Below are 23,662 nucleotides of genomic sequence, written 5' to 3'. Positions count from 1 at the left end.
CGTGATAACTAGAATAAACACTGGCCGCTTCATTCTACTGCTATGCCTGTTGCTCGGCATGAACCCCGCCATGAACATGGCTTGGGCAGGGGAACCCTATGAAATTGTGACCCATCCGAGCGTGAATGAGAAGACACTGTCCAAAAGTTCTCTCCGCGCCATCTTCGGCATGCGCCTGCATACCTGGCCTGACGGCACAGCAATCAAAGTATTTGTGATGCCTGACGATGCGCCCCTGCATGCCGCCTTCTCGAAGGAAAAACTGAATGTCTTCCCGTACCAGTTGCGCTCCGCGTGGGATCGGCTGGTATTTTCCGGTACGGGCCAGGCGCCCGATACCGTAATGTCCACGGACGAAATGCTTGCCAGGGTTGCCAGCACGCCCGGAGCAATCGGCTATTTAATCAAATCCAAGACGGATGGCAGAGTCAATGTACTTGAGATCAAATAGCGGTTCGCGTGAGCGTTTCCGATGGGTCATCGCTACGATTGCCCTGCCGGCACTCCTGTGGAGTTTTTCTGCACAAGCTGACAACCTGCCAAAGCTGCCAAAATTTCCGTCGCTGCCTACGCTGCCAAAGCTGCCGCCATTACCTCACAACTTGCAAATTCATGGCTTCGCGAGCCAATCCTGGCTGATGAGTTCGGGTAATAACAACTTTTTTGGCAAGAGCAGTTCCGATAGCGGCAGCTTCGACTTCAGGGAATTGGGGTTGAACGCTTCGATGCGGCCTCTGACCAGGTTGCAATTTTCGGCCCAAATGCTGTCGCGCACCGCTGGCGAAGGTAGCCCGGGCAATGTCCGTCTCGATTTTGGATTCATGGACTACAGGTATTTCTCCGGGGAGAGCAGCCAACTTGGAATACGGCTCGGCAGAATGAAAACTCCCCTGGGCTTCTACAACGACACGCGCGACGTTCCTTTCACGCGGCCGAGCATTCTGCTACCCCAATCCATCTACTTCGACCGTACCCGCAAGCTCGCGCTCGCCGCCGATGGCGTCCATTTGTACGGGGAGTACCGTTCCGATTTGGGGGATATCTCCTTTCAGGCAGGCGTGGTGCGTCCACTGGTTCGAGGTGCCGAAGCCGAGGCGGCCGTGTTCGGGGGACAATTTCCGGGTCATTTGGCGCCGGAAATCTCCTATACTGGCCGCGTTAACTATGACCTTGACGGCGGGCGTATCCGCTTTGCGGTCAGCGCATCACAGTTGAACATCCGTTACATTCCTGGCGCGAGTGATGTGCTTCAGGGAGGCTCGATTCACTTTATCCCGTTGATCTTTTCCGCACAATATAATGCCGAACGCTGGAGCCTCACTTCAGAATATGCGCTCCGCCGCCTTCAGTACAACAATTTTGGCGTCATGCCCAACCTGGATTTCTACGGCGAGAGCTATTATTTTCAAGGTGCCTACCGCTTTACTCCCGAGTGGGAAGGCATTGTTCGTTACGATGTTCTGCTTACGGACAAAGACGATCCTCATGGAAAAAAATGGGCGGCTGCCCAGCCTGGCAGAGCCGGCCTCGCCCATACCCGCTTTGCCAAGGATATAACCGTCGGCCTCCGTTGGAACATCACGCCCGAATTCATGCTGCGCGCGGAATATCACCGCGTAAACGGCACCGCGTGGCTCTCGACCCTGGATAATCCAAATACTGGCAACTTGTCTCAGCACTGGGATCTGTTTTCAATCCTTGGCTCCTATCGGTTCTAGGGACAGCATATTCATGCAACAGAATCTCCATAAAGGCGCGGTACGGCGTGACGGTACCGCAAGCTCCGGATCCCAAAGATTTCTGGGCCTGAAATGGAAAGTCTTGTTGTTGAGCAGCCTGATACTGTTCGCCATCGTAGCATCGTTCAGTGCGATTACTTACCTTCGCCTGATAGACAACTTTGAACGCGAAAGGGATGTGCAGCATCAGCGTTATGCCAGCGAAGTCGAAGGCTTGATAAAGGAAATCTCGCAGGATTTACATCAATGGGCTGAAATGATCCCTTCCCTGGAGGGCATGAGCACCGCCCTGCTCGGGAGCAACGGTGAGGATATTGCGAAAACGTTTGAGCTTTACTGGACTCCCCTTCAACTCAACAAGGGCATTGAGCTGGTACGTTTCTATAATAAGTCGAATCAGTTGCTGGCAAACTGGGGCAACCCTGAATCCGAGATGCACGGAAACGAAGCGATGCTGAATTGGGTTCGCGAAGTTAATGCCCAAGAACAGCCCATCAGTCCTTTAAGTTGTGTAGAAAGCTGCATGCAGTTTGTTGTGGCCCCCTTGCTGGTTGAGGGAATAAGCGTTGGCGTGGTCGTCATCGGCATCTCTCTGGTCGATGCCGTCCTGGGGTTCAAAAATATATCAGGCGCCGATATTGGCTTGTTTATCAAGGAACAGGACAACGCGCCTAAAAATAATGGTATGAGAATTCCAAACTGGGGCGTGCGGATTGCCGCGCTTACCAGCAAAGAAAAAAGCCTCGCAATTCTCCTCGAAGCCGCCGAACGATACCCCGATTTTAATAACCTTGAAAATGGTATACAGGTTTCCTTGGGCGGCCGTCACCAGCAAATAAGACTGCTTTCGCTGGGGAGAGGAAATCCAGCCGGCAAAGCGTTGATCGTTATCACCGATATCACTTCCACCATTGACGTCATCAACAGTTTGACGTGGCAAAATGCAATGACAGGCTTGGTGGGACTTCTGCTTTCCGTAATACTCTTGTTTGTAATCCTTACAAAGCCGCTGTCGCGATTCAAGCACATTGTCTTTGCCTTACCGCTCCTGGCCCACAGTAATTTTGAAAAATTCCGCTCGTCACTGCATTCCGCCAGCCAGAAACGATGGCTAAAGGATGAAATTGACACGCTCGATGAAACAGCGGTTGCCCTGTCTTATCAACTCGAGAAGCTTGAAGATCAGGTCGCAGACCGGACGCGGATATTAGCGGGGAAAATGGATGAGTTGAGCAAGGAAAGGGATTTCATTACAAACCTGCTCGATATTGCGCAGGTTATTGTATTGACACAAAACGCCAATGGCAAAATCATGATGCTCAATGCCCATGGCGAGATGCTTATTCAGTATACGGAGCAGGAACTGCAAGGAAAGCCCTTCATCGAACTTCTCGCTCCCGACAATGATCTGCAGGACCTGTCCGCTCATCTTGCGGAAGTGCGGTCTGAACGAAGAGACCAGTTGCGTCATGAAGCCAATATTTTGTGCAAGGATGACTCGGTACGTCACATACTCTGGCTGCATTCCCGTCTGACGCGGCACGCCGCGGATGATCCGGCGATATTATCGGTAGGGCTCGATATGACGGAACATAAGCGTGCGGAAGGCAGGCTGGCGTGGCTGGCCGATCATGACCCGCTTACGGATCTATTCAATCGGCGCCGCTTCCAGGAGGAACTGGAGCAGATGCTCAATTTGGCTGCCCGTTATAACTATACGGGCGCACTTCTCTTTTTCGACCTTGATCAGTTCAAGTACATCAACGACACGAGCGGACACCAGGCGGGCGATGCTTTATTGAAGATGGTTGCGCGTATGCTGCTTGGCAGCATACGCAGCGTCGATATACTCGGACGGCTGGGTGGGGATGAATTCGCGGTGATATTACCGCAAACCACTTCCGAAGGAGCCATAGAAGTTGCAAAAAATGCTCTGGCGGCCATGAGCCAGGGAAAGCTGACGGTAAATGGTCGAACTCATAAAGCATCAGCCAGTATCGGTATTGCCCTCTTTCCGGAGCATGGGAACAATGTTCATGATCTGCTGGCGGCAGCGGATCTCGCCATGTACCAGGCAAAGGAAGCGGGCCGTGGCGGCTGGCATTTGTTTTCCAACGAGGAGAAAACCCGCGAGCGCATGCACACGCTCGTATATTGGAAAGAGAAGATCGAATATTCCTTTCTGCATGACAGGTTCTTCTTTTATTTCCAGCCTATTATGCATATTCCGAGCAAGACCATCGATCATTACGAGGTCCTGTTGCGCATGCGCGATAATGACGGGACAATACTTGCCCCCCATCTTTTTATTCCCGCGGCGGAACAAACCGGTCTTATTCATGCCATCGATCATATGGTTTTGCGGAAATCCATTGCCCTCTCGGCCGAAATCCAGCACCGGGGACACAATATCCGTTTCTCGATAAACTTGTCCGCCCATGCCTTCCACGACCCCGAATTACTGTCCACCTTGACAGAGGCTTTCGCTGCATATGGCGCGGATCCCTCCACCTTCATGTTTGAAATAACCGAGACTGCGGCTTTGGAAGACCTGCCCGCAGCACGAAAACTGATGGAGACAATCAAGACCTTCGGCTGCAGTTTTACGCTGGACGATTTCGGCGTCGGTTTCTCTTCCTTTTATTACATCCGGCAGCTCCCGATCGATGTAGTAAAGATCGATGGTTCGTTTATACGGAATCTAGCCGACAATCCCGATGATCAGATCCTGGTAAAAGCGTTATGTGATGTGGCCAGAGGATTTGGGAAGCAAACAACGGCTGAGTTTGTAGAGAGTGCCGCAACATTTTCGCTGCTCGAAAAAATGCAGGTAGACTATGCGCAAGGTTATTGGGTAGGAACGCCGGGGCCGGCGCATGAGTCGCCCTTCAAGGATTTCTTGCGGGAATGAGAAGGAGAAGCCTGAAATATCAGTCTTATTTGCTCTGACAGTATTGATCAGAACTCGTTTGCGGCGTCTGTTCCGTACCCCTGGCAGAGAGAGTCGTTCCCGGTAGATGTTGCCAGGCAGGTATTTGCATAAGACGCGACTACTATCATTGCAGACAACGCAAGAACCCTGGTCAATTCCATCTTTCTGCTCTCCGATGGATATGCGGTCTCCCCTTATGTAAGCACAGTAGGAAGATTATCAACCTACTTCTTAAGGATCCCGCAGATATGGACAATTGGACTTAAGTACACGTGGCGTCACCGGAACATCGGGGCCATGATCTCGGCCATGGTTAACCCATTCTCCGGCCGCATTCGCGGCGGGCGGTTTCCTGAGGTTCAAGCTTCGTCCGGCTCTGGGTTTTCGGCAAATTCCGGCGTCGCCTTGACGTTGGGAACGCCGGATAAGATGGATTCCCGCTTGCCAACCTTGCCCGGAATTTTTGGCGTGGCGCACACGACATCGGCATTTTGCGCGCGATGGCGCAAGGCATGATCCATGAGCACCAACGCCAGCATTGCCTCCGCGATGGGCGTGGCGCGAATCCCTACACAGGGATCATGTCTGCCGTGCGTTTCCACTATGACGGGCTTGCCGGACTTATCAACCGAGCGTCGCCCCAGACGGATGCTGGAAGTGGGCTTGACGGCAATATTAACGATAATATCCTGGCCCGTGGAAATCCCCCCCAATATGCCCCCCGCGTTGTTGCTCAAGAATCCTTCGGGAGTGATTTCATCAGAGTGCTCGGTACCTTTTTGCGCAACGGACGCAAATCCGGCCCCGATTTCCACACCTTTCACCGCATTGATGCTCATCATGGCGTAGGCGATTTCCGCATCCAGCCGATCATATACCGGCTCACCCCAGCCTACCGGCACGCCTTCCGCCACGACGCTGATTTTTGCTCCGACAGACTCACCGGATTTGCGCAGCTTATCCATGAACTCTTCGAGGCGGGGTACCAAGCTGGCATCAGCGGCAAAAAACGGATTCTGGTTAACCATCTCCCACTGTTTAAACGGGATATCCACGGGTCCCAGCTGCGACATAAAGCCGCGTATTACCACCCCATAATTTGCAAGCAGCCACTTTCTGGCGATAGCTGCCGCCGCCACCCGCACCGCGGTCTCGCGTGCCGAAGAACGTCCACCGCCCCGGTAATCGCGTATGCCATATTTCTGCCAGTATACATAGTCCGCATGCCCTGGCCGGAAGCTATCCATGATCTTGCCATAATCCTTGCTGCGCTGATCCTCGTTGCGGATCAGCAGCGCGATGGGCGTGCCGGTAGTCTTGCCTTCGAATATTCCGGAAAGAATCTCCACCGTGTCGGATTCGCGCCGCTGGGTCACGTGGCGGGACGTACCGGGTTTGCGCCGGTCCAGATCCCCTTGAATGTCTTCAGTGGATAGCTCCATTCCTGGCGGACAACCATCCACAACACAGCCGATAGCGGGACCGTGAGATTCACCAAAAGATGTAACGCAAAAAAGCCTGCCAAGGGTATTACCAGACATTTTATTTTCTCGCCAAATCAAGTCCTCAAGTTTAACATATCCCTTCCATCCCTCTACGTTGCCATCCAGTCAGGCATTGGAAGAATTGATCATGACAAAACCCGATCCCGACAAACTCAAGGGTCCCGGCGGTTTAACCTTGCGCCAGATTCATGAACAGGTGAAACTGAGCACGGCCCGCGACCAATCAGAAAGATTTCAGAAAAAATCCGCGCAGACGATCAACCTTAATCGCTGGCAGCGGTTTGTCCATTATGTATGGGATAGAAATAAAGGAAAATCATGAAGGCCATACTGATGAATATCCCGGGCGAACCGGATGTACTGACAGCAGCCGATGTGCCCATCCCGCCCCTCACCGATCCATCCAGCGTACTGGTAAAACTGCATGCCGCGGGTGTGAACCCGATAGATACCAAGGTGCGCAAGCTCAATATGTATTATCCCGATAAACTGCCCTCGATTCTGGGCTGTGATGGTGCGGGCGTGGTGGAAGCGGTAGGGGGTTCGGTCACGCGCGTGCAGCCGGGCGATGAAGTATTTTTTTTCAACAATGGCCTGGGTGGATCACCTGGAACATATGCTGAATACACGGTGGTAAGGCAGGAATATCTGGCATTGAAACCGAAGAATCTCTCCATGCTGGAAGCGGCTGCTATGCCGCTCGCCATGATTACGGCATGGGAAGCGCTGGTAAACCGCGGCGGTATGAGCAAAGGCCGGCCCGCGCTCATTCACGCGGGCGCGGGCGGCGTGGGTCATATCGCGATTCAGCTTGCCCACTACTTGAATGCACCGGTCGCCACGACGATATCATCCGCCCGGAAGGCGGAGTTTGTGCAATCGCTGGGAGCGGAACTGGCAATCGATTATACCGGGCAGGATTTTGTGGAAACGGCACTGAACTGGACGGGTGGACTGGGCGTGAGACTTGTCATGGATACGGTGGGCGGAGAAACTTTCTGTAAATCTTTCGCCGCAACCCGGCTATATGGCCGCGTAGTGACACTGCTCTCGACTACATGCGACATCAGGCACACCAATACCGCACGGCTGCGCAACCTTACCGTCGGTTATGTGCAAATGGCCGCCCCCCTCTATTTCGGTATACACCGGGCACGTGTGGCGCAGACCCGCATACTCGAGCATGGCGCAATGCTGCTCGAGCGAGGTTTAGTCAAAGTTCACATTAGCCATGCACTACCGTTAGAGAAGGCTGCCGAGGCGCATCGGTTGATCGAAAGCGGACACACCATCGGTAAAATAGTATTGCAAATCGTCTGAACTATTATCCAGAATCCAATGGTTGGTCTCACCCAAAAGGTGGGAATCCTGTGGCACAGTCATTACCAATCAAATTGCCAGACTGACAAATCAGCGGTCAACTGCCGGATCCGGGATGATATATTCAACCATGCCGCGAATTTTATTCACTTATCCGCGCTACCCGCGATAACATCTCGATTCCCCATGCCACCCCAAAGCCCGTAACGTCGCTGCCAACCGCGCCCAGTCCATCCTTGTTACTGCTCGCGGAGAGATCCATATGCAACCAGGATACATTGTCCACAAACCGGCTGAGAAAGCGTGCGGCGAGAATGTGATCTGCCTCACCCTCAAGGGTGCACTGTTTGACATCGGCGATCCGGCTTTCCAGCTCCCCATCATAATCGGCATCCATCGGAAATGTCCAGATTCTCTCGCCGCTTGACTTTCCCGCTGCAAGCGCCTTCTGCGCCAATTCTTCCCGGTTACTGAATACGCCGCTATAACGCGATCCCAGCGCCACGTGCATGCTGCCGGTCAACGTCGCGAAATCAATCATCACATCGGGCTTCTGTCTACCCGCCAGCGTCAAGGTGTCCGCCAGCACCATCCGGCCTTCGGCGTCGGTATGGATAATTTCGATGGTGGTGCCATTCAGCGCTGTTATGACATCGTTCTGCTTGTAGGCGCGCGGACTGATGTGGTTCTGGGCGATGGCGAGCCAGCAATCGATGTTCACCGGCAGGTCGGCGCGCGTTGCGGCCAACAAAATTCCCAGAGCCACGGCGGATCCGTTCATGTCCTCATGCATGCCGTGCATGTAGCGAGGCGGCTTCAGATTGTGGCCTCCGGTATCAAAGCAGATACCCTTGCCTACCAGCGCCACGGTTTTATGCGCACGCTTGATGCGCCGCTGCAAATGCACGATGGCGGCATCTTCGGGGTCGCTACCCTGGGCCACGGCGACAAATGCACCTGCACCCATCTTGCGCAGCGCCTTGACATCAAACTCCTGATACTTCCAGCCTTCGCTCGCCGCAAGCTTCTTGGCGCGTCTGCGATAAAGCCTGGGCGTCAATTCGTTGGGCGGCAGCACCGTGAGTTCACGCGTGAGCAGATTCCCTTCCGCCTTGGCCTGCGTCAAGGCAAAATTGCCCGCGTCTTTATATCCATGCAACACGATTCTTGCCAACGGCTTCCTGTCCGGTTTTTTCTTGCTGGTTTTCCGTGACGGCAGCACTGAACCGTTGATCCAGGCGGCATATACCGCCAGTTCCGCGAATACGCGTTTTTCGTCCGAATTACCGTAAATCGCAAGATGTATTTCTGCAGGATTTTCCTCCAATAGCAATCGCATGGCTTTGCGAACGGAGGTTTGTTGCTCGAACGGGGATTCACCTGAATCCACCATGACCCATGCGCACAAGGCTCCGCTGCCAAGACTGGCGGCCGCGGGGGAATCGCTAATTTCTCCAGGCTGCATTCCTCGCCGGGATAACAAAGCTTCCAGTGCGTTCTTGCCCAGGAAATCGGGTCTGTTCCGAGGTTTATCCGAAATCCCGCCCAGCTTGGGCAGCACCACCAAGATATGTGTTGCCTTGGTGGATTCACTTATGGGCGAAGCATTCTGTGTCAGCGTTGCGAGCATATTGGCGCCTCATCCTGTAAAATGTGAGCGTGTTATTATATACACCATGCATCTATTCCGCCCGCCGCATGTAAGCCCAAGGAATTTTACCCATCACCTGAACTCCTATGCATCAGTATCTTGACCTAATGCGGCATGTGCTCAGGCACGGGCACAAGAAATCCGACCGCACAGGCACTGGCACGCTTTCGGTATTCGGCCACCAGATGCGTTTCAACTTATCGGAAGGATTTCCGCTGGTGACCACCAAGAAATGCCATTTGAAATCCATTATTTACGAATTGCTGTGGTTTTTGCAGGGAGATACCAATATCAAGTACCTCAAGGATAATGGTGTTTCTATCTGGGATGAATGGGCCGGCGAGAATGGCGACCTGGGTCCCATATATGGCCGGCAGTGGAGATCCTGGCCGGGAATGGAGAAACAGGAAATCGATCAAATAACCGAGGTGATCGAGCAAATCAGGAATACCCCGGATTCACGGCGCATGGTTGTTTCATCCTGGAATGTAAGCGAGCTGAATAAAATGAAATTGTCACCCTGCCACGCCTTGTTTCAATTCTACGTTGCTGAGGGCAGGCTTTCATGCCAGCTCTATCAGCGCAGTGCGGATATCTTTCTCGGCGTTCCGTTCAATATCGCCTCCTACGCGCTGCTCACGCTGATGGTGGCGCAAGTATGCAATCTGAAGCCTGGAGATTTCGTGCATACCTTGGGCGATGCCCATCTTTATCTTAATCATTTGACACAGGCGCAGGAACAACTGAGCCGGGAACCCAGAAAACTGCCGGTGATGAATTTGAACCCGGCAATCGATAGCATTTTTGGATTTAAATATGAAGATTTCATGCTGGAAGGCTATGACCCTTATCCGGCAATCAAGGCGCCGGTCGCGGTATGACTCCCCGCCGCCTATCCATTCTGGTGGCCATGGCCCAAAATCGCGTAATCGGCAAGGATAATACATTGCCATGGCGGCTGCCCCCCGATCTGAAGCGCTTCAAAGCGCTTACCATGGGGCATCCCATCATCATGGGTCGTAAAACTTACGAGTCCATCGGCAGGCCGTTACCGGGCCGCACCAGCATTATTGTTACACGGCAACCCGATTACAAAGCCGAGGGTGCTATCGTGGTGGGTTCATTGGCGACCGCGCTGAGAACCTGCTACGAGTGTGCCGATACGGCTGAGAGCTTCATCATCGGGGGAGCTGAAATATTCCAGCAGGCGTTGACTGTCTGCGACCGGTTGTATATTACCGAGATTCAGAAGGATTTTGAGGGTGACGTGCTATTTCCCAAATTCAGCCAGGGCGAATGGCGCGAAACGTCACGCGAGAAACATCATCTGGATGATGATGGATTGGAATATCATTTTGTCGTGCTTGACCGCAAGTGGAATTAAACCCGGATACTGCATCAGGACGCCCAGCACTCCGGTAGGCTCGGAGAGCCGCCTAATGGTCTCTGGGTTAAGCTCTCGGCTATTTCACGAGACCAGCCTCGTGATCGGGTGAAATATCGGGATAAGGATATGTCCTCCACTATCTGGGCATGAATGGCCTGAGTAAAAAAAACGGCGGGGCACGCCTTCATTGTGCCCCGCCGTCAATTCTGTTTCGATTTCCTGCCTACAACACCATCACATCCGGTAATGGAAAACCGTTGAAGTTGCTGGCATAGGCGGTAGTGTATGCCCCGGCATTGGGAATATAGATAAAATCGCCTTCCTGAATATCTTCCGGCAACATTTCGTCCCGCATGAGGATGTCCACCGAATCGCAGGTCGGACCGGCCACGGACCAGGGAATATCCTGGCCCTTGCGATCAGAAAGGATTTCATAGCGTAAGCCCTCGGTAACCTCGATCACGCCGCCAAACATGCCTGCATCCCAATACATCCAGCGCTTGCCATTGCGGGTGGCTGTTCCCACCACGCGGCAGACGAAATACGCGGCATCGGACACCAGGTAACGCCCCGGCTCGGCCATGACCCGAATGCTCTCCGGCAGGTCGGCGATAGCCGCATTCACGACTTCCGCTATGATTTCAATCGAAGGAATGGGCTTGATATGACGTACAGGATAACCGCCGCCGATGTTGAGCAGGCGCGGGGTCAACCCGGCACGGCGCATATCGGCAAAAACTTTCTTGGCCCGCTCGATACCCACCCGCCAGTTCTGCGGATTGCGGCACTGAGAACCCACATGAAAAGTCACCCCGGCGAGGTCGGCCTTAAGTTTCGCCGCTTCATTGATGATGCCCTTGATCTCCGCGGCATGCGTACCAAATTTTCCTGCCAGCGGCCAATCGCTGCCAATGTTGGGCGTATCGATGCGCAAATACATTTTTGCATCCGGCTTGACGCTCACAATTTTACGCAGCTCTTCGATGCTGTCCAGCACATACCATTCCACGCCTTTAGATGCCGCATATTCCAGGTAAGCCCTTGATTTCATAGGGTTACTGTAATATATCTCGGCAGCGGGCACACCCAGGCCGAGCAGCAGATCCAGTTCAGAAATAGAGGCTATTTCAAAACCCACGCTCTCCTCGATCATGGTTCTCAGCACTCGTGGATCCGGATTGGCCTTGACGGCATAATGTGGCTGCACGCGCGGCATGGCGGCTTTGAAACGGCGGGCTTTATTACGGATGATATGGCTGTCGACCAGCAGGAATGGCTTGCTGTAGCCCTTTTCCAGGGCTTCCCGGACATATTTAAAATCCAGGCTGACTTCGGGATGAGTATCGAATACTGCTTCGGGCTCTACTTTTTGCCGTAGAGCGGCATTACGCACTTGCATGAGAATCTCCTCGGGGAGGCGCTACGTTACGGGAATATGGATGTTTACCAAATCGGCCGTATCGAAATAGTTTGCTTTGCTTTTCATGATGACCTCCTGTTCTTTATGTGGCGGAAAAAAAGCGGATTATAGACCGCATTTTGCCGGAATCAAGCGTTTTTTTCTGATATGAAAAAAATAATTACGGACAGTTGAAATCCTGTGGAACAACCTATCCTGCGTCGCGTCGCCATTGCCGACTCTGAATAAGGATACGGAAAGACGAAGCGCCTTATAGCGGCCGAATCTTGTAGTTCCTTTGGCATATTCTGGACCTGAAGCCGGCCCCATCCAAACTATTTTCGTAACCATAGGAATCCTGCCCAGACCTCGCAAATGAAATCAGATTTTCGGGAGGGTCACGCCCTGCTGTCCCTGATATTTTCCGCCGCGATCTTTATAGGAAATTTCGCAGACTTCGTCGGATTCAAAGAAAATCACCTGGGCCACTCCCTCATTCGCGTATATCTTGGCAGGCAGCGGCGTGGTGTTTGAAAATTCCAGCGTGACATAGCCTTCCCACTCCGGCTCAAACGGCGTGACATTGACAATGATGCCGCACCGCGCATAGGTGGATTTTCCCAGGCAAATGGTCAATACATTGCGGGGAATACGGAAATATTCGACAGTGCGTGCCAGGGCAAAGGAGTTGGGCGGGATGATGCAAACTTTGTTCTTCACATCGACGAAGGAGTTGGAATCAAAATTCTTGGGATCGACGATGGTGGAGTTGATATTGGTGAACAGCTTGAATTCATCCGAACAGCGAATATCATAGCCGTAACTCGAAGTTCCGTATGAAACGATCTTGTGGCCGTTCGCATGCTTGATCTGATCGGGCTCGAAAGGCTCGATCATGCGATGCTCCGCCGCCATGCGGCGAATCCATTTGTCAGACTTTATGGTCATTTTTGAAAGACGAGAATATGAGTGTAATATTAAGCATGAGCAGACAAGTCAACCTCGCGGCCCCACCGTCATTGCCAGCCATTGACAGCCATTTGCCAGCCGGTTCACCACAGGATTATCAGGTATCCTGGATCACTATGTTTGCAAACAATGCCGAGTGATCGAGCGACAACTCGTCGATCTTGACCGCGAGGCGGCGGGCAATACCACGATAGATCTCCGCTATCCGCCCGTCAGGATCCACTACCACCGTGGGGGCGCCCGCATCGGTGTGTTCGCGGATTCTGATATCGAGCGGCAGTGCGCCAAGGAACTCCACATCGTAATCCTTGCACATCTTTTTCCCGCCGCCCTCGCCGAAAATATGCTCTTCGTGACCGCATTGGGAACAAATATGCGTACTCATGTTTTCGACGATGCCGAGGATGGGAATCCCCACTTTCTGGAACATCTTGAGCCCCTTGCGAGCATCCAGCAACGCGATATCCTGCGGGGTGGTGATGATAACGGCACCCGTAACCGGCACTTTCTGTGCCAGCGTCAACTGGATATCACCGGTGCCGGGCGGCATATCCACAATGAGATAGTCCACATCGCTCCAGCGCGTATCATTCACCAACTGCTGCAGTGCCTGTGTAACCATCGGCCCCCGCCACACCATGGGTGTCTCCACATCAATCAGGAAACCGATGGACATGGCCTGGATACCGTGTGCTTTCATCGATTCAATGGTTTTCCCATCCGGGGATTCGGGGCGGCCGGTAATCCCCAGCATCTGGGGTTGTGAAGGGCCATAAATATCGGCATCCAAAATGCCGACAGAAGCGCCTTCCGCAGCCAGTGCCAATGCCAGGTTTACCGCCGTGGCGGATTTGCCCACCCCACCCTTGCCGGAAGCCACCGCAATGATATTCTTCACGCCGGGAATAAGCTTCACTCCGCGTTGTACACTATGGGAAACAATCTTGCTCGTGATATTGACACTCACGTTGCCACTACCCGGAATAGTCTTGAGTTTGCCGGCCACCTGCTTGCGGATAATTTCGATCACGCTCTTTGCCGGATACCCGAGCACGATATCAAGTGAAATATCATCGCCATCTATTTTGATGTTACGCGCCTCATTGCTGGCCACATAATCCTTGCCCGTGCTCAGATCGGTAATTTCCTTGAGAACGGATTGCACTTGCTGTTCGGTGATAGCCACTTTACTGCTCCTTTACCCTGTGCCTGCGAAACAAATAAAACCAAACCAACCTTGAATATTAACAAATATCGGACTCGAAGGCCGGATGGTAAAAAAATAAAAACAGGACTTAATGAAGAATGAATACACGGAACAAATCCTGTTTTTTAACGGCAGCTTAGTCTACTGATAAGGACGGCTGCACGGAATCAGCCCGCTCAAGCGCATCAGGATTGGTTTCTGCAGTTCTACAGACCGCGAGGCCCGCAGTTTGTTACAATTATGTTTGACAATTTCCATAGACAATTGATGAACAAGCGAAAAATTCTTGTCACTTCCGCCCTGCCCTACGCCAACGGCAGCATCCATCTTGGCCATCTGGTGGAATACATTCAGACCGACATCTGGGTACGTTTCCAGAAAATGCAAGGGCACGAGGTGTATTATGTATGCGCCGATGACACGCATGGTACACCCATCATGCTGCGCGCCGAGCAGGAAGGCATTACGCCGGAAGCGCTGATAGCGAAGGTGCATGGCGAGCATCTGAGCAACTTCACAGGCTTTCATGTCGAATTCGACAATTACTACACCACGCATTCGCCCGAAACCCGCCAATACGCCGAGAATATTTACACCAGGCTCAAGACCGCCGGGCTGATAGCTGTCCGCGCCATCGAACAGCTCTACGATCCGGTCAAGCAGATGTTCCTGCCGGATCGCTTCATCAAGGGCGAATGTCCCAAATGCGGTGCGCACGATCAGTACGGTGACAATTGCGAAGCATGTGGAGCGGCCTATACCCCCATCGATTTAAAAAATCCCTACTCCGCGGTATCCGGCGCGGTCCCGGTAAAAAAATCCACCGAGCATTTCTTTTTCAAGCTCTCGGATACTCGTTGTGTGGATTTCCTGCGCGCATGGACAACCTCGGGAACCTTGCAGCCGGAGGCTGCCAACAAGATGCGCGAGTGGCTGGGTGCAGCCGGAGAGAACGAGCTCTCCGACTGGGATATCTCGCGCGACGCACCGTATTTCGGTTTTGAAATCCCCGATGCGCCAGGCAAGTATTTCTATGTATGGCTGGATGCTCCAATCGGCTACATGGGCAGCTTCAGAAACCTGTGCGAGCGAAAAGGTATCGATTTTGACGAGTTCTGGAAGAAGGATTCAGCCACTGAGCTGTATCACTTCATCGGCAAGGATATTCTCTATTTTCACGCGCTGTTCTGGCCGGCAATGCTGAAGAATGCCGGTTACCGTACACCCACAAAGATTTTCGTCCATGGTTTTCTCACCGTGAACGGCGAAAAGATGAGCAAATCGCGCGGCACGTTCATCACTGCCGGAAGCTATTTGAAGCAGGAGTTGAATCCGGAATGGCTGCGCTACTACTATGCCACCAAGCTGAACGGCACCATGGAAGATATCGACCTCAACCTGGACGATTTCGTCGCGCGAGTAAATTCCGATTTGGTGGGTAAATACATCAATATTGCAAGCCGTTGTGCGGGATTTATTACTAAACGCTTCGATGGAAAGCTATGCAACTACATTGCCAGCCTGGATAAGTATAAATACCCTCATCAAGCAGATTCATTTTTAAACAGCGACAATGGCGACCTGACCGCAGGGGTAAAAACCAAGGAACCTCAGCCGGCAGGAAATTACCGATTTTCGGAGGATCCTCTCGGGAATGAATACTGGCTCATTATGAACCTTCACGGTGCTGCCGAGCAAATCGCTGATTACTACGAAAAACGGGAATATTTAAAGGCGAGCAAGAAAATCATGGCGTTGGCCGATGAAGCAAACCAGTATGTGGATGACATGAAGCCTTGGGAACTTGCCAAACAGGAAGACGAAGTATCAAAAATCCGGCTGCATGAAGTTTGCACGGTGGCGCTCAATATCTTCCGCTTGCTGACCTTATATCTTAAGCCCGTAATGCCACAGCTTGCGAACAACGTGGAAGGCTTCCTGAACATTCCGCCACTACAGTGGTGCGATGTTCTGAAAGATTTACCGTTGGACCACGCCATCAACCCTTACCAGCACCTGATGACCCGTATTGACCAAAAAGAGATTAACGCCATGATCGAAGCCAACAAACAAACTCTCGAACCTGTCACAAACCCCCATTCGCCTGTGCGTCATGCTGAAGCACAGCAACATGCCACCGCGCCGGTTGCCGGAAGCATTTCGATTGATGATTTCAGCAAGGTGGATTTGCGCATCGCGAAAATCGTCGACGCTGAACATGTACCAGGAGCAGACAAGCTGTTGAAGTTAACGTTGGATATTGGCGAAGAACAGCCGCGCACCGTGTTTGCCGGCATAAAGTCCACCTATCCTCCGGAATCGCTCAAGGGCCGGCTGACCGTCATGGTGGCTAATCTCGCGCCACGAAAAATGAAATTCGGCATCTCGGAGGGAATGGTACTGGCTGCGGGAGGTGAAAGCGGCGGACCTTATCTGCTCGCTCCCGATGAGGGCGCGCAGCCGGGAATGAAGGTAAAATAGGCGGCCCGAAGAACGTGCAAACACGTTTTTCGCTCAGGCACGCTCATGAGGGCGCATTTGATACCCAACGAATACAGCGCCGGTTCTGTTGCATCATCCCATTTGACAAGGATAAATGACCGGCTTGCGCCAGATTTTGCGCGCTCGCAAAAGCATCCATGAAAATCCCGAAAAGAATTGAACCGCTCGTCGAGGAGGGTCTCGTCGATGAAGTCATCTGCCAGCTCATGAGCGGCAAGGAAGCCATGGTCTACGTGGTCCGCTGCGGAGAAGCGATACGTTGCGCGAAGGTATACAAGGAAGCCAACGCACGCAGCTTCCGCCAGAGCGTGGATTACACCGAAGGCCGCAGAGTGAAGAACAGCCGGCGCGCCCGCGCCATGGAGAAGGGCACCCGCTATGGACGCAAGGCGCAGGAAGATGCGTGGCGCAGCGTGGAAGTGGATTCCCTGTGCCGTCTTGCCGCCGCCGGCGTGCGTGTGCCGCAGCCCTATAATTTCTTCGAGGGTGTGCTGCTGATGGAACTGGTGACGGGCGTCAATGGCGCGGCCGCCCCCCGGCTCAATGATCTGGCGCTCACGGCGGAAGAGGCGCGCGCGCATCACCTCACCCTTGTCAGGGAGGTGGTGCGCATGCTTTGCGCCGGGATCGTCCATGGCGATTTGTCCGAATACAATGTGCTTGCCGGCAGCGACGGACTGGTCATCATCGACCTGCCCCAGGCCATTGACGCGGCGGCCAACAACAACGCCCGCAGCATGCTGGTCCGCGACATGGATAACCTTGCTGCCTACTTTGGCCGCTTTGCGCCCGAATTGCCCGCCACTGACTATGGCAGGGAGATATGGTCACTCTACCAGAGCGGGAAATTGCTTCCGGAGATCAAGCTGACAGGGCATTTTGAACGTGACGAGAAACCGGCTGATGTCAGCAGCGTCATGCGGGAAGTAGACGCCGCACTCAAGGAAGAAGCGGAACGGCAACGATACAAGCGGGAAATGGCAAACCGGGCACTCTCTTGATTTCAAGTTCACCTGGATACCCGATCACGGATAATCAGCGGCGTTCATTTGTCACCCAGGTTACTCGACATATGGGTTACCGCAAAAGTTGAAGAAAAGCACAAAATCCGCCACTGAAGCGGGTCCGCCTCTGAGAAGCGCTGTTGCTCTCTATCAACCCGCCCCAACAGCTCGGTGTCTGATACGCATCAGCTTGGCTGACGCTGCCTGATCGCGGGAAATAGCTGAGTGCCGGGATAATGCTCCTGACTCCAGGAGATTATTGCCGCCAGCACCGGCCACAAGCTTTCGCCTTTATCTGTCAGGAAATACTCATAGCGCGCGGGTTTCTGCTGATAGGCCCGTCGAGTAATGAGACCCGCGGCTTCCAGTTTCTTCAAGCGATCCGCAAGGATATTTGACGCGATTTTTTCTGGCGAGGATATCAATTCCAGATAGCGGTGTTTGCCCAGAACCAGATCCCGGATGATCAGCAGTGTCCATTTATCGCCAAAAATATCCAATGCATTCGTGAGCGGGCAGCACGACCTCTCAAAAGCAAATTTTCCTTCCGCCGTCTTATCGTCGTTCATAACTTGCCTGCACGAAAAATCATCGAGTTACTAATATAATATAGTTACTTGCATTCTGCAATATATTGAGCTAAGCTTTAATCACTTGCTTATTAAAAGCCATAAAGCGGGATGTCACTGGGCAGATTGACCATGGAGATTTTTATCATGTTGAAACTTTGCTGGTTTCGAGCGTACATGGGCATTCCTGATCATCAACAGATATCGGAGTAAAAAATGTCAAACAAGTTATCCGACGCACGCTTGCAGACACGCATCGACGCCTCTCTGCGGCCTTTATTAATCCATGGCCTGAAAGGCATCGAGAAGGAAAGCCTGCGCATCACCCGCGAGGGCGCCATCTCGCAGCTGCCCCACCCGCGCCGGCTCGGGGCCGCATTGACGCATCCGCATATCACTACTGATTATTCCGAGGCGCTATTGGAATTGATCACGCCGGCATTGCCGGATGGAAACGAGATGCTGGGTTTTCTGACCCACCTGCATCAATACGTCTGTGCCAACCTCGGTGATGAACTGTTGCTGGCAGGCAGCATGCCTATCGGCGATTTGCGGGACCCGGCAATTCCCATCGCCGAATATGGTTCGTCCAATGTGGGAAGGATGAAGCATATCTACCGGCAGGGTTTGAGCTACCGCTACGGCCGTTGCATGCAGGTCATCGCCGGAATCCATTTCAATTACTCGCTTCCTGAGCCATTCTGGCCGCAATACCAGCATTCCATGAAACATGCCGGCGATCTGCGATCATTCACGACGCAGGCTTATATGCGAATGATCAGAAACCTGCAGCGCTATGGCTGGCTTATCCTGTATTTATCCGGCTCGTCCCCGGCGGTCGGCAAGAGCTTCGTCGATAGCCGCAATTCCCTTTATTCCGGTACGTTGCAGCAATTCGATGAGACTTCATATTACAAACCCTTTGCCACTTCCTTGAGGATGAGCGAGATCGGCTATTTGAATCCCGTTCAATCGATGTTTCATGTTTCCTTTAACAGTCTCGATGAATATATTCGGGATTTGGGCAGGGCAACAACGATACCTTATCTCGGATATGAAAGAATCGGGGCGAAGGTGGGCGATCAGTACCGGCAGTTGAATACCCATTTCCTGCAAATCGAGAACGAGTATTACACTTCGGTGCGGCCGAAACAGCCGGCGCAATCCGGCGAGAGGCCGTTGCAGGCGCTGGGAAGCCGGGGGATTCAATATGTTGAAATACGCTCCGTGGATGTGGATATGTTTGAACCCGCGGGCATTGCGATCGAAACCACGCGCTTTCTTGAAGCACTGGGTCTTTTCTGTCTATTCCAGCCCAATGCGGGGCATGACTTGAAGCAGCATGACGAGATCAGTCATAACGCATTGTCTGTGGCCAATCGCGGCAGAGAGCCGGGACTGAAGCTGTTAAACGACGGACGGGAAATCCCGCTGCAGCAATGGGCGTTGAGGCTGTGCGAGCAGATGCGGGAGATCTGTGAGATCCTGGACAACGGCCATGCCGATAAACCCTACACCCGCGCATTGCACCGGCAGATCGAAGCGATTCGCCATCCCGAGTTGACGGCTTCAGCCAGGGTGCTGGCGGCCATGCGCGCGCAAAAGATGTCGATTACCGAGCTGGTATTGCAGAAGTCCCTTGAATATACCCGTTATTTCCAGGATGCCGCACTGGATGCCGCGGTAGGGAGGAGTTTTGATCTCCACGTCGCCGCTTCGCTGGCGCAACAGGATCAGATCGATGCCACGGATGAGATCCCCCTCAACGAATACCTGGACAATTATTTCTCTCAGGACCCCTCCCCCAGCATCATTCATTCACAGGACACACCTCACACCATGGCCCGCGCACAATCATGATTCAACATCATATTCCCAATATCGTTCAAGGCGTAACCACATTCCGCTGATTGCGGGAAAACCGGTGCCCAGCCAGCTTGCCCGCATTTCCAAGCCCGGACGAAACATACTGCACTCTTAATGCAGGCGATAGGTGCGCAGCCGCTCACCTGGATGTGATGTGCATGCATAGAGTTACTTGCATTTTGCAATGCATTAGGATAATATTCGTCACTGGTTAACTGCAAGTTAACGCGGGTACAAATAATCAGGGAGTTTTTGATGGTGATACTTTATCAGTTGGAACGCACGTGGGGCATTCCGAATCTCAGTCATTTCTGCTGCAAGACGGAAACATACCTGAGAATGGCGGATATTGAATATGCTATCAAAGCAACCCTTCCGTTGTTTGCGCCGAAGCGCAAGCTGCCATACATCGAAGATGGCGATCTCAAATTAGCAGACTCGCGTTTTATCATACGGCACCTCAAAACCAAGTATAAGGATCTGGACGAAGGGTTAACCCCATCAGAATCGGCGTTGTCGCTCGCGATGCAGCGCTTGCTGGAAGAGCATCTGTTTTGGGCAACGATGTATTCGCGGTGGCAGTACACGGACGCAAATTGGCAGGTGAACAAGAAAGCGATTTTTAGCGTAATGCCTCCTGTCATCCGCGATCTGGCGGCAGCTTATTATCGCCGAAGGATCCAGCGGCAGATCCTGGGACATGGGACGGGACGGCACAATGCCAAAGAAATCTTTGAGCTCGGCATGCAGGATATTGATGCGTTATCAGCATGCCTGGGAAACAAGAGATATTTCCTGGGCGACAAACCGACCAGCCTGGATGCCAGTGCCTTCGGATTTTTGATCAATACCCTCGGCTGTCCCATTGAATCTCCACTCAAGGACCACAGTCTGTCAAAAGACAATCTTAAAAATTATGTTGCCCGTATCAAGCAGGAATATTATCCGGAATTGCAGTAACAGCAGTATTAAAGCGCAACCCGGCATGAAATTCCATCATGACTTGCCCGGGATCGAAATATCCCCCAACGCATGGTGTAAGCATGAGTTGGGGTTCACATTTCGGCAGAGATCCTCATTGCGGCTCAACAATCGGGATCATTGCTCTTCCTAAGGGTTTCCCTTAGTAAAAAACCAGGGTTTCCCCAATATACTCATAGTATTGACTGAGATAGGATGTAGTCACTTTCATTCCATTTGGGTTCATTACCATCATGAAAACAAAAGTAGGAAATATTGTTGCGGCATTATCGATGGCAGGCTTGTTAATCTCACTGAGTCCTTCCGCGACCGCCGCCAAGCCTGCCGATACCCCGGAGATTCGCGCAGCCGCCCAGCATGCCACAACCCGGAGCGACCATGAGGCTGTGGCAAAATATTATGAAGATGCCGCCAAGCAAACGCAGGTAAAAGCGGAGGAGCAAAAGGAATTGCTGGAGCATTACGAGAATAAAAGTTACCTCTACGGCAGGCGAGCGCAAGATCTTCAAGCGCATGCCTACGCGCAAGTACGCGATTACGAACAAGCTATTGAAGCCAACATCAAAGAAGCCAGCCTCCATCGTCAAATGGCTTCGAAGCTCAACGAAAATCATGCGGCGTCCGCTTCTAACACACCTGACGTTGTGAACGGTCTGTAGCATCCCACGGTCGGAATAACATTTCGAATCATCGTATTTAACTAAAAAATGAGGGCGTCGGATAATATCCGACGCCCTCATTTTTTGCTGATGCGGACAAGGTTGCAGTAATCGTGCAATTATGATTCTCCCAACCTCTGCAGATAGCCTCGCCAGCCTCCAAACCCACTGATATCCGTTGCATCCACCACCGCATGGTGCTCACACAGAAAGCCTTGCACCGTCTCGCCGTTGGCGAGGGTAATGGTGCCAATACCCAGCGGTGCCGGAATCTCCGCCACAAAGCCGCCAAATTCCCGCAGGGGTAATTCCCAGACCTCAACCTGGATAGCGACTCCCTGTTCGCCTTTCTCGGCTCGCAGCATTCCAGGACGATAGGGCGGGCCGCCCGGAAGGGCATAGAGCCGGTATTCCGGAGAAGTTGAAGTGCTTGTGATGAGTCGCGCCTTGCGGCGGGTTAATTGTCCGTTCAGCGGCAAACCGGTTAGATGCGCCCCGCAGACCGCCACACGTATTGAATCGGGCTGCTGATCAGATCCGGACGTGCCTTGAAATGAAATACCGTCGGGCAGGCGAATGCCGGTTGCGCCAAGCGGTAGCGCATAGGCCCATTGCATGCGCCCTGCAAGATGCAGGAGGGGTTCGTCCTGATGGGCGGGCGCCGCCAGGGTTATGCCAAAAGGCAAGCCATCATTCTGGAATCCAGCTGGTACCGCCACCGCGGCATAGTCGAGAAGATTCATGAAATTGGTGTAATACCCAAGATTTGCATTGAGGCGTATGGGATCCTGCTGTATCGCCTCAATGGTATAGATAGTGCCTGCGGTTGGCGTCAACAGGCAATTCACGTCATTCCAGACACGATCAGTCTGACGTTTAAGCCTGCGCAATCGGTATAGACCGTTGTATACATCTGCACCCGAGTAGTGTTGCGCACCGGCGATGATCTCGCGTACCGGAGCAATCACCTGATCGCTGTGCAACTCGAAAAACCGCTGAATCCCCGCATAACGCTCAGCTACCCAAGGGCCTTCATAGAGCAGGCGCGCCGTGTCCAGAAAAGGTGCAAAGTCGATCTCGATGGTTTCTCCACCCAGCATCCGGATCGTTGCTATCGCCTCATCGAATAGCTGTTGACTCTCCCGGTTACCAAAAAATTGCAGTTGTTCCCGACGGGGGATTCCCACACGAAAATCGGGCGCTCCACCGAAATCGAAACTATGCCCTTCCCGCTCCCGGGAGTAGATATCGTCTGCATCATACGCCGCGCTCACCGCCAGAATGCGCGCCGCATCGGCGGCCGTGAAGGCAAAGATGGAAACACAGTCCAGGGAGCGGCAGGCCGGCACGACTCCGCTTGTGGAAAGCCAGCCTTTAGTGGGCTTATACCCGACAAGATTATTGAACGCCGCAGGTACCCGGCCAGAACCCGCGGTATCGGTTCCCAGGCTGAAACATACCGCGCCTTTTGCCAAAGCCACCGCTGAACCGGAACTCGAACCACCCGAAATATAATCGGGATTAAATGCATTGCGGCAAGCTCCATGGGGAGAGCGGGTACCATTCAGCCCGCTGGCAAACTGATCAAGGTTGGTCTTGCCGATGGGAATCGCCCCCGCATCGATCAATCTCTGTACCACCGCCGCATTATGCTGAGGCGTGTAGGCAAAGGCCGGACAAGCGGCCGTGGTTGGCACACCCGCCAGATCGATATTATCCTTGATGGCAAAGGGAATGCCATACAATGGCAGCGGCCTCGCCATGCCGTTCGTCCTGGTCTTGATTCTGGCCTCCACCGCGCGGGCATAGCCTCGCAATGTCTCGAGCGGCAAGGTGTGTATCCAGACATGATCGGCGTCATCCCGCACCTGTGCGTGCACCTCTTCAACCATCCGGCCGGGAGTCAGCTCGCCACTGGCATAGCGTTGCAACAGTGAGGGAATGTCGCCCAGAGGCAATAACTTGCTCATGA

General features: G+C 53.0%; 19 protein-coding genes. 12 read left to right on the top strand and 7 right to left on the bottom strand.

What is annotated here, in order from left to right; translation table 11 throughout:
• The first annotated feature begins 1 nt into the window (after position 1).
• Genes EBAPG3_RS06975 through EBAPG3_RS06965 form a run of 3 tightly spaced genes read left to right on the top strand, consistent with a single transcriptional unit; the run spans position 2 to position 4,650 of the window.
• Entirely contained in the window at positions 2 to 451 is a 450-nt protein-coding gene (locus EBAPG3_RS06975) for a substrate-binding domain-containing protein (RefSeq protein WP_227869284.1), read from the top strand.
• Positions 432 to 1,718, top strand: a complete 1,287-nt coding sequence (locus tag EBAPG3_RS06970) for a porin family protein (RefSeq protein ID WP_004180057.1) — start codon at positions 432 to 434, stop codon at positions 1,716 to 1,718. The genes EBAPG3_RS06975 and EBAPG3_RS06970 overlap by 20 nt, the downstream gene beginning before the upstream one ends.
• A gap of 13 nt (positions 1,719 to 1,731) precedes the next feature.
• Positions 1,732 to 4,650 carry a bifunctional diguanylate cyclase/phosphodiesterase gene (locus EBAPG3_RS06965; RefSeq protein ID WP_004180059.1) on the top strand — a complete coding sequence of 973 codons (2,919 nt, stop codon included), beginning with the start codon at positions 1,732 to 1,734 and terminating at the stop codon, positions 4,648 to 4,650.
• Positions 4,651 to 5,030: 380 nt separating this feature from the next.
• Here EBAPG3_RS06965 and aroC read toward each other — a convergent pair whose 3' ends face one another.
• A complete protein-coding gene (gene aroC / locus EBAPG3_RS06960) occupies positions 5,031 to 6,212 on the bottom strand; it encodes a chorismate synthase (RefSeq protein ID WP_004180061.1) in 1,182 nt (393 codons plus the stop codon).
• 91 nt (positions 6,213 to 6,303) lie between these two features.
• Here aroC and EBAPG3_RS06955 point away from each other — a divergent pair, with 91 nt between their 5' ends.
• Positions 6,304 to 6,498 (top strand): hypothetical protein, encoded by a 195-nt coding sequence (locus EBAPG3_RS06955; RefSeq protein WP_004180063.1) that lies wholly within the window; start codon positions 6,304 to 6,306, stop codon positions 6,496 to 6,498.
• Positions 6,495 to 7,496, top strand: coding sequence for a zinc-dependent alcohol dehydrogenase family protein (locus tag EBAPG3_RS06950; protein ID WP_004180064.1), 1,002 nt, complete (start codon positions 6,495 to 6,497; stop codon positions 7,494 to 7,496). Before EBAPG3_RS06955 ends, EBAPG3_RS06950 begins: the two co-directional genes overlap by 4 nt.
• 142 nt (positions 7,497 to 7,638) lie before the next feature.
• On the opposite strand, the gene EBAPG3_RS06945 is transcribed toward EBAPG3_RS06950, so the two are convergent.
• Positions 7,639 to 9,126 (bottom strand): M17 family metallopeptidase, encoded by a 1,488-nt coding sequence (locus EBAPG3_RS06945; protein ID WP_085921953.1) that lies wholly within the window; start codon positions 9,124 to 9,126, stop codon positions 7,639 to 7,641.
• A 107-nt stretch (positions 9,127 to 9,233) separates the two neighbouring features.
• Here EBAPG3_RS06945 and EBAPG3_RS06940 point away from each other — a divergent pair, with 107 nt between their 5' ends.
• Together EBAPG3_RS06940 and EBAPG3_RS06935 are read left to right on the top strand one after the other, a co-directional pair.
• Positions 9,234 to 10,028 carry a thymidylate synthase gene (locus EBAPG3_RS06940; RefSeq protein ID WP_004177010.1) on the top strand — a complete coding sequence of 265 codons (795 nt, stop codon included), beginning with the start codon at positions 9,234 to 9,236 and terminating at the stop codon, positions 10,026 to 10,028.
• The gene (locus EBAPG3_RS06935; protein WP_004177012.1) at positions 10,025 to 10,531 is read left to right on the top strand and encodes a dihydrofolate reductase; all 507 of its coding nucleotides are present in this window, start codon (positions 10,025 to 10,027) and stop codon (positions 10,529 to 10,531) included. Before EBAPG3_RS06940 ends, EBAPG3_RS06935 begins: the two co-directional genes overlap by 4 nt.
• A gap of 226 nt (positions 10,532 to 10,757) precedes the next feature.
• Here the strand turns inward: EBAPG3_RS06935 and EBAPG3_RS06930 are convergent, their stop codons facing one another.
• From EBAPG3_RS06930 to apbC, 3 genes are all read right to left on the bottom strand, one after another.
• The gene (locus EBAPG3_RS06930; RefSeq protein ID WP_004177014.1) at positions 10,758 to 11,933 is read right to left on the bottom strand and encodes a type III PLP-dependent enzyme; all 1,176 of its coding nucleotides are present in this window, start codon (positions 11,931 to 11,933) and stop codon (positions 10,758 to 10,760) included.
• 381 nt (positions 11,934 to 12,314) lie between these two features.
• Entirely contained in the window at positions 12,315 to 12,881 is a 567-nt protein-coding gene (dcd, locus tag EBAPG3_RS06925; protein ID WP_040852002.1) for a dCTP deaminase, read from the bottom strand.
• 118 nt (positions 12,882 to 12,999) lie between these two features.
• A complete protein-coding gene (gene apbC, locus EBAPG3_RS06920; protein WP_004177019.1) occupies positions 13,000 to 14,088 on the bottom strand; it encodes an iron-sulfur cluster carrier protein ApbC in 1,089 nt (362 codons plus the stop codon).
• A 288-nt stretch (positions 14,089 to 14,376) separates the two neighbouring features.
• Here apbC and metG point away from each other — a divergent pair, with 288 nt between their 5' ends.
• The gene (gene metG, locus EBAPG3_RS06915) at positions 14,377 to 16,590 is read left to right on the top strand and encodes a methionine--tRNA ligase (RefSeq protein WP_051048978.1); all 2,214 of its coding nucleotides are present in this window, start codon (positions 14,377 to 14,379) and stop codon (positions 16,588 to 16,590) included.
• 158 nt (positions 16,591 to 16,748) lie between these two features.
• The gene (locus EBAPG3_RS06910) at positions 16,749 to 17,612 is read left to right on the top strand and encodes a PA4780 family RIO1-like protein kinase (protein ID WP_085921952.1); all 864 of its coding nucleotides are present in this window, start codon (positions 16,749 to 16,751) and stop codon (positions 17,610 to 17,612) included.
• 188 nt (positions 17,613 to 17,800) lie between these two features.
• On the opposite strand, the gene EBAPG3_RS06905 is transcribed toward EBAPG3_RS06910, so the two are convergent.
• Entirely contained in the window at positions 17,801 to 18,184 is a 384-nt protein-coding gene (locus tag EBAPG3_RS06905) for a winged helix-turn-helix transcriptional regulator (protein ID WP_004178309.1), read from the bottom strand.
• Positions 18,185 to 18,400: 216 nt separating this feature from the next.
• Between EBAPG3_RS06905 and gshA the strand changes: the two genes are divergently transcribed.
• The 3 genes from gshA (at position 18,401) to EBAPG3_RS06890 (ending at position 21,690) form a co-directional block, all read left to right on the top strand.
• The gene (gene gshA / locus EBAPG3_RS06900) at positions 18,401 to 20,044 is read left to right on the top strand and encodes a glutamate--cysteine ligase (protein ID WP_085921951.1); all 1,644 of its coding nucleotides are present in this window, start codon (positions 18,401 to 18,403) and stop codon (positions 20,042 to 20,044) included.
• A gap of 261 nt (positions 20,045 to 20,305) precedes the next feature.
• Positions 20,306 to 21,010, top strand: coding sequence for a glutathione S-transferase family protein (locus EBAPG3_RS06895; protein ID WP_004176695.1), 705 nt, complete (start codon positions 20,306 to 20,308; stop codon positions 21,008 to 21,010).
• Positions 21,011 to 21,264: 254 nt separating this feature from the next.
• Complete coding sequence (locus tag EBAPG3_RS06890; RefSeq protein WP_040851920.1) at positions 21,265 to 21,690, top strand: hypothetical protein; 426 nt, start codon at positions 21,265 to 21,267, stop codon at positions 21,688 to 21,690.
• A 119-nt stretch (positions 21,691 to 21,809) separates the two neighbouring features.
• Here EBAPG3_RS06890 and atzF read toward each other — a convergent pair whose 3' ends face one another.
• Positions 21,810 to 23,660, bottom strand: a complete 1,851-nt coding sequence (atzF, locus tag EBAPG3_RS06885) for an allophanate hydrolase (RefSeq protein ID WP_004176701.1) — start codon at positions 23,658 to 23,660, stop codon at positions 21,810 to 21,812.
• Between the last annotated feature and the right edge of the window lie 2 nt (positions 23,661 to 23,662).

The sequence above is a fragment of the Nitrosospira lacus genome (genome assembly GCF_000355765.4).
In the GTDB taxonomy this organism is placed as follows: Bacteria; Pseudomonadota; Gammaproteobacteria; order Burkholderiales; family Nitrosomonadaceae; genus Nitrosospira; species Nitrosospira lacus.
This window is presented reverse-complemented; position numbering and strand designations above follow the sequence as displayed.

Excerpts from the sequence above, each read along its gene's own strand:
- EBAPG3_RS06965 (WP_004180059.1), top strand. The coding sequence starts at position 1,732 with ATGCAACAGAATCTCCATAAAGGCGCGGTACGGCGTGACGGTACCGCA.
- EBAPG3_RS06905 (WP_004178309.1), bottom strand. The coding sequence starts at position 18,184 with ATGAACGACGATAAGACGGCGGAAGGAAAATTTGCTTTTGAGAGGTCG.
- metG (WP_051048978.1), top strand. The coding sequence starts at position 14,377 with ATGAACAAGCGAAAAATTCTTGTCACTTCCGCCCTGCCCTACGCCAAC.
- aroC (WP_004180061.1), bottom strand. The coding sequence starts at position 6,212 with ATGTCTGGTAATACCCTTGGCAGGCTTTTTTGCGTTACATCTTTTGGT.
- EBAPG3_RS06895 (WP_004176695.1), top strand. The coding sequence starts at position 20,306 with ATGGTGATACTTTATCAGTTGGAACGCACGTGGGGCATTCCGAATCTC.
- EBAPG3_RS06955 (WP_004180063.1), top strand. The coding sequence starts at position 6,304 with ATGACAAAACCCGATCCCGACAAACTCAAGGGTCCCGGCGGTTTAACC.
- atzF (WP_004176701.1), bottom strand. The coding sequence starts at position 23,660 with ATGAGCAAGTTATTGCCTCTGGGCGACATTCCCTCACTGTTGCAACGC.
- gshA (WP_085921951.1), top strand. The coding sequence starts at position 18,401 with ATGTCAAACAAGTTATCCGACGCACGCTTGCAGACACGCATCGACGCC.
- EBAPG3_RS06930 (WP_004177014.1), bottom strand. The coding sequence starts at position 11,933 with ATGCAAGTGCGTAATGCCGCTCTACGGCAAAAAGTAGAGCCCGAAGCA.
- EBAPG3_RS06970 (WP_004180057.1), top strand. The coding sequence starts at position 432 with ATGTACTTGAGATCAAATAGCGGTTCGCGTGAGCGTTTCCGATGGGTC.
- EBAPG3_RS06935 (WP_004177012.1), top strand. The coding sequence starts at position 10,025 with ATGACTCCCCGCCGCCTATCCATTCTGGTGGCCATGGCCCAAAATCGC.
- EBAPG3_RS06940 (WP_004177010.1), top strand. The coding sequence starts at position 9,234 with ATGCATCAGTATCTTGACCTAATGCGGCATGTGCTCAGGCACGGGCAC.
- dcd (WP_040852002.1), bottom strand. The coding sequence starts at position 12,881 with ATGACCATAAAGTCTGACAAATGGATTCGCCGCATGGCGGCGGAGCAT.
- EBAPG3_RS06890 (WP_040851920.1), top strand. The coding sequence starts at position 21,265 with ATGAAAACAAAAGTAGGAAATATTGTTGCGGCATTATCGATGGCAGGC.
- EBAPG3_RS06945 (WP_085921953.1), bottom strand. The coding sequence starts at position 9,126 with ATGCTCGCAACGCTGACACAGAATGCTTCGCCCATAAGTGAATCCACC.
- EBAPG3_RS06950 (WP_004180064.1), top strand. The coding sequence starts at position 6,495 with ATGAAGGCCATACTGATGAATATCCCGGGCGAACCGGATGTACTGACA.
- EBAPG3_RS06910 (WP_085921952.1), top strand. The coding sequence starts at position 16,749 with ATGAAAATCCCGAAAAGAATTGAACCGCTCGTCGAGGAGGGTCTCGTC.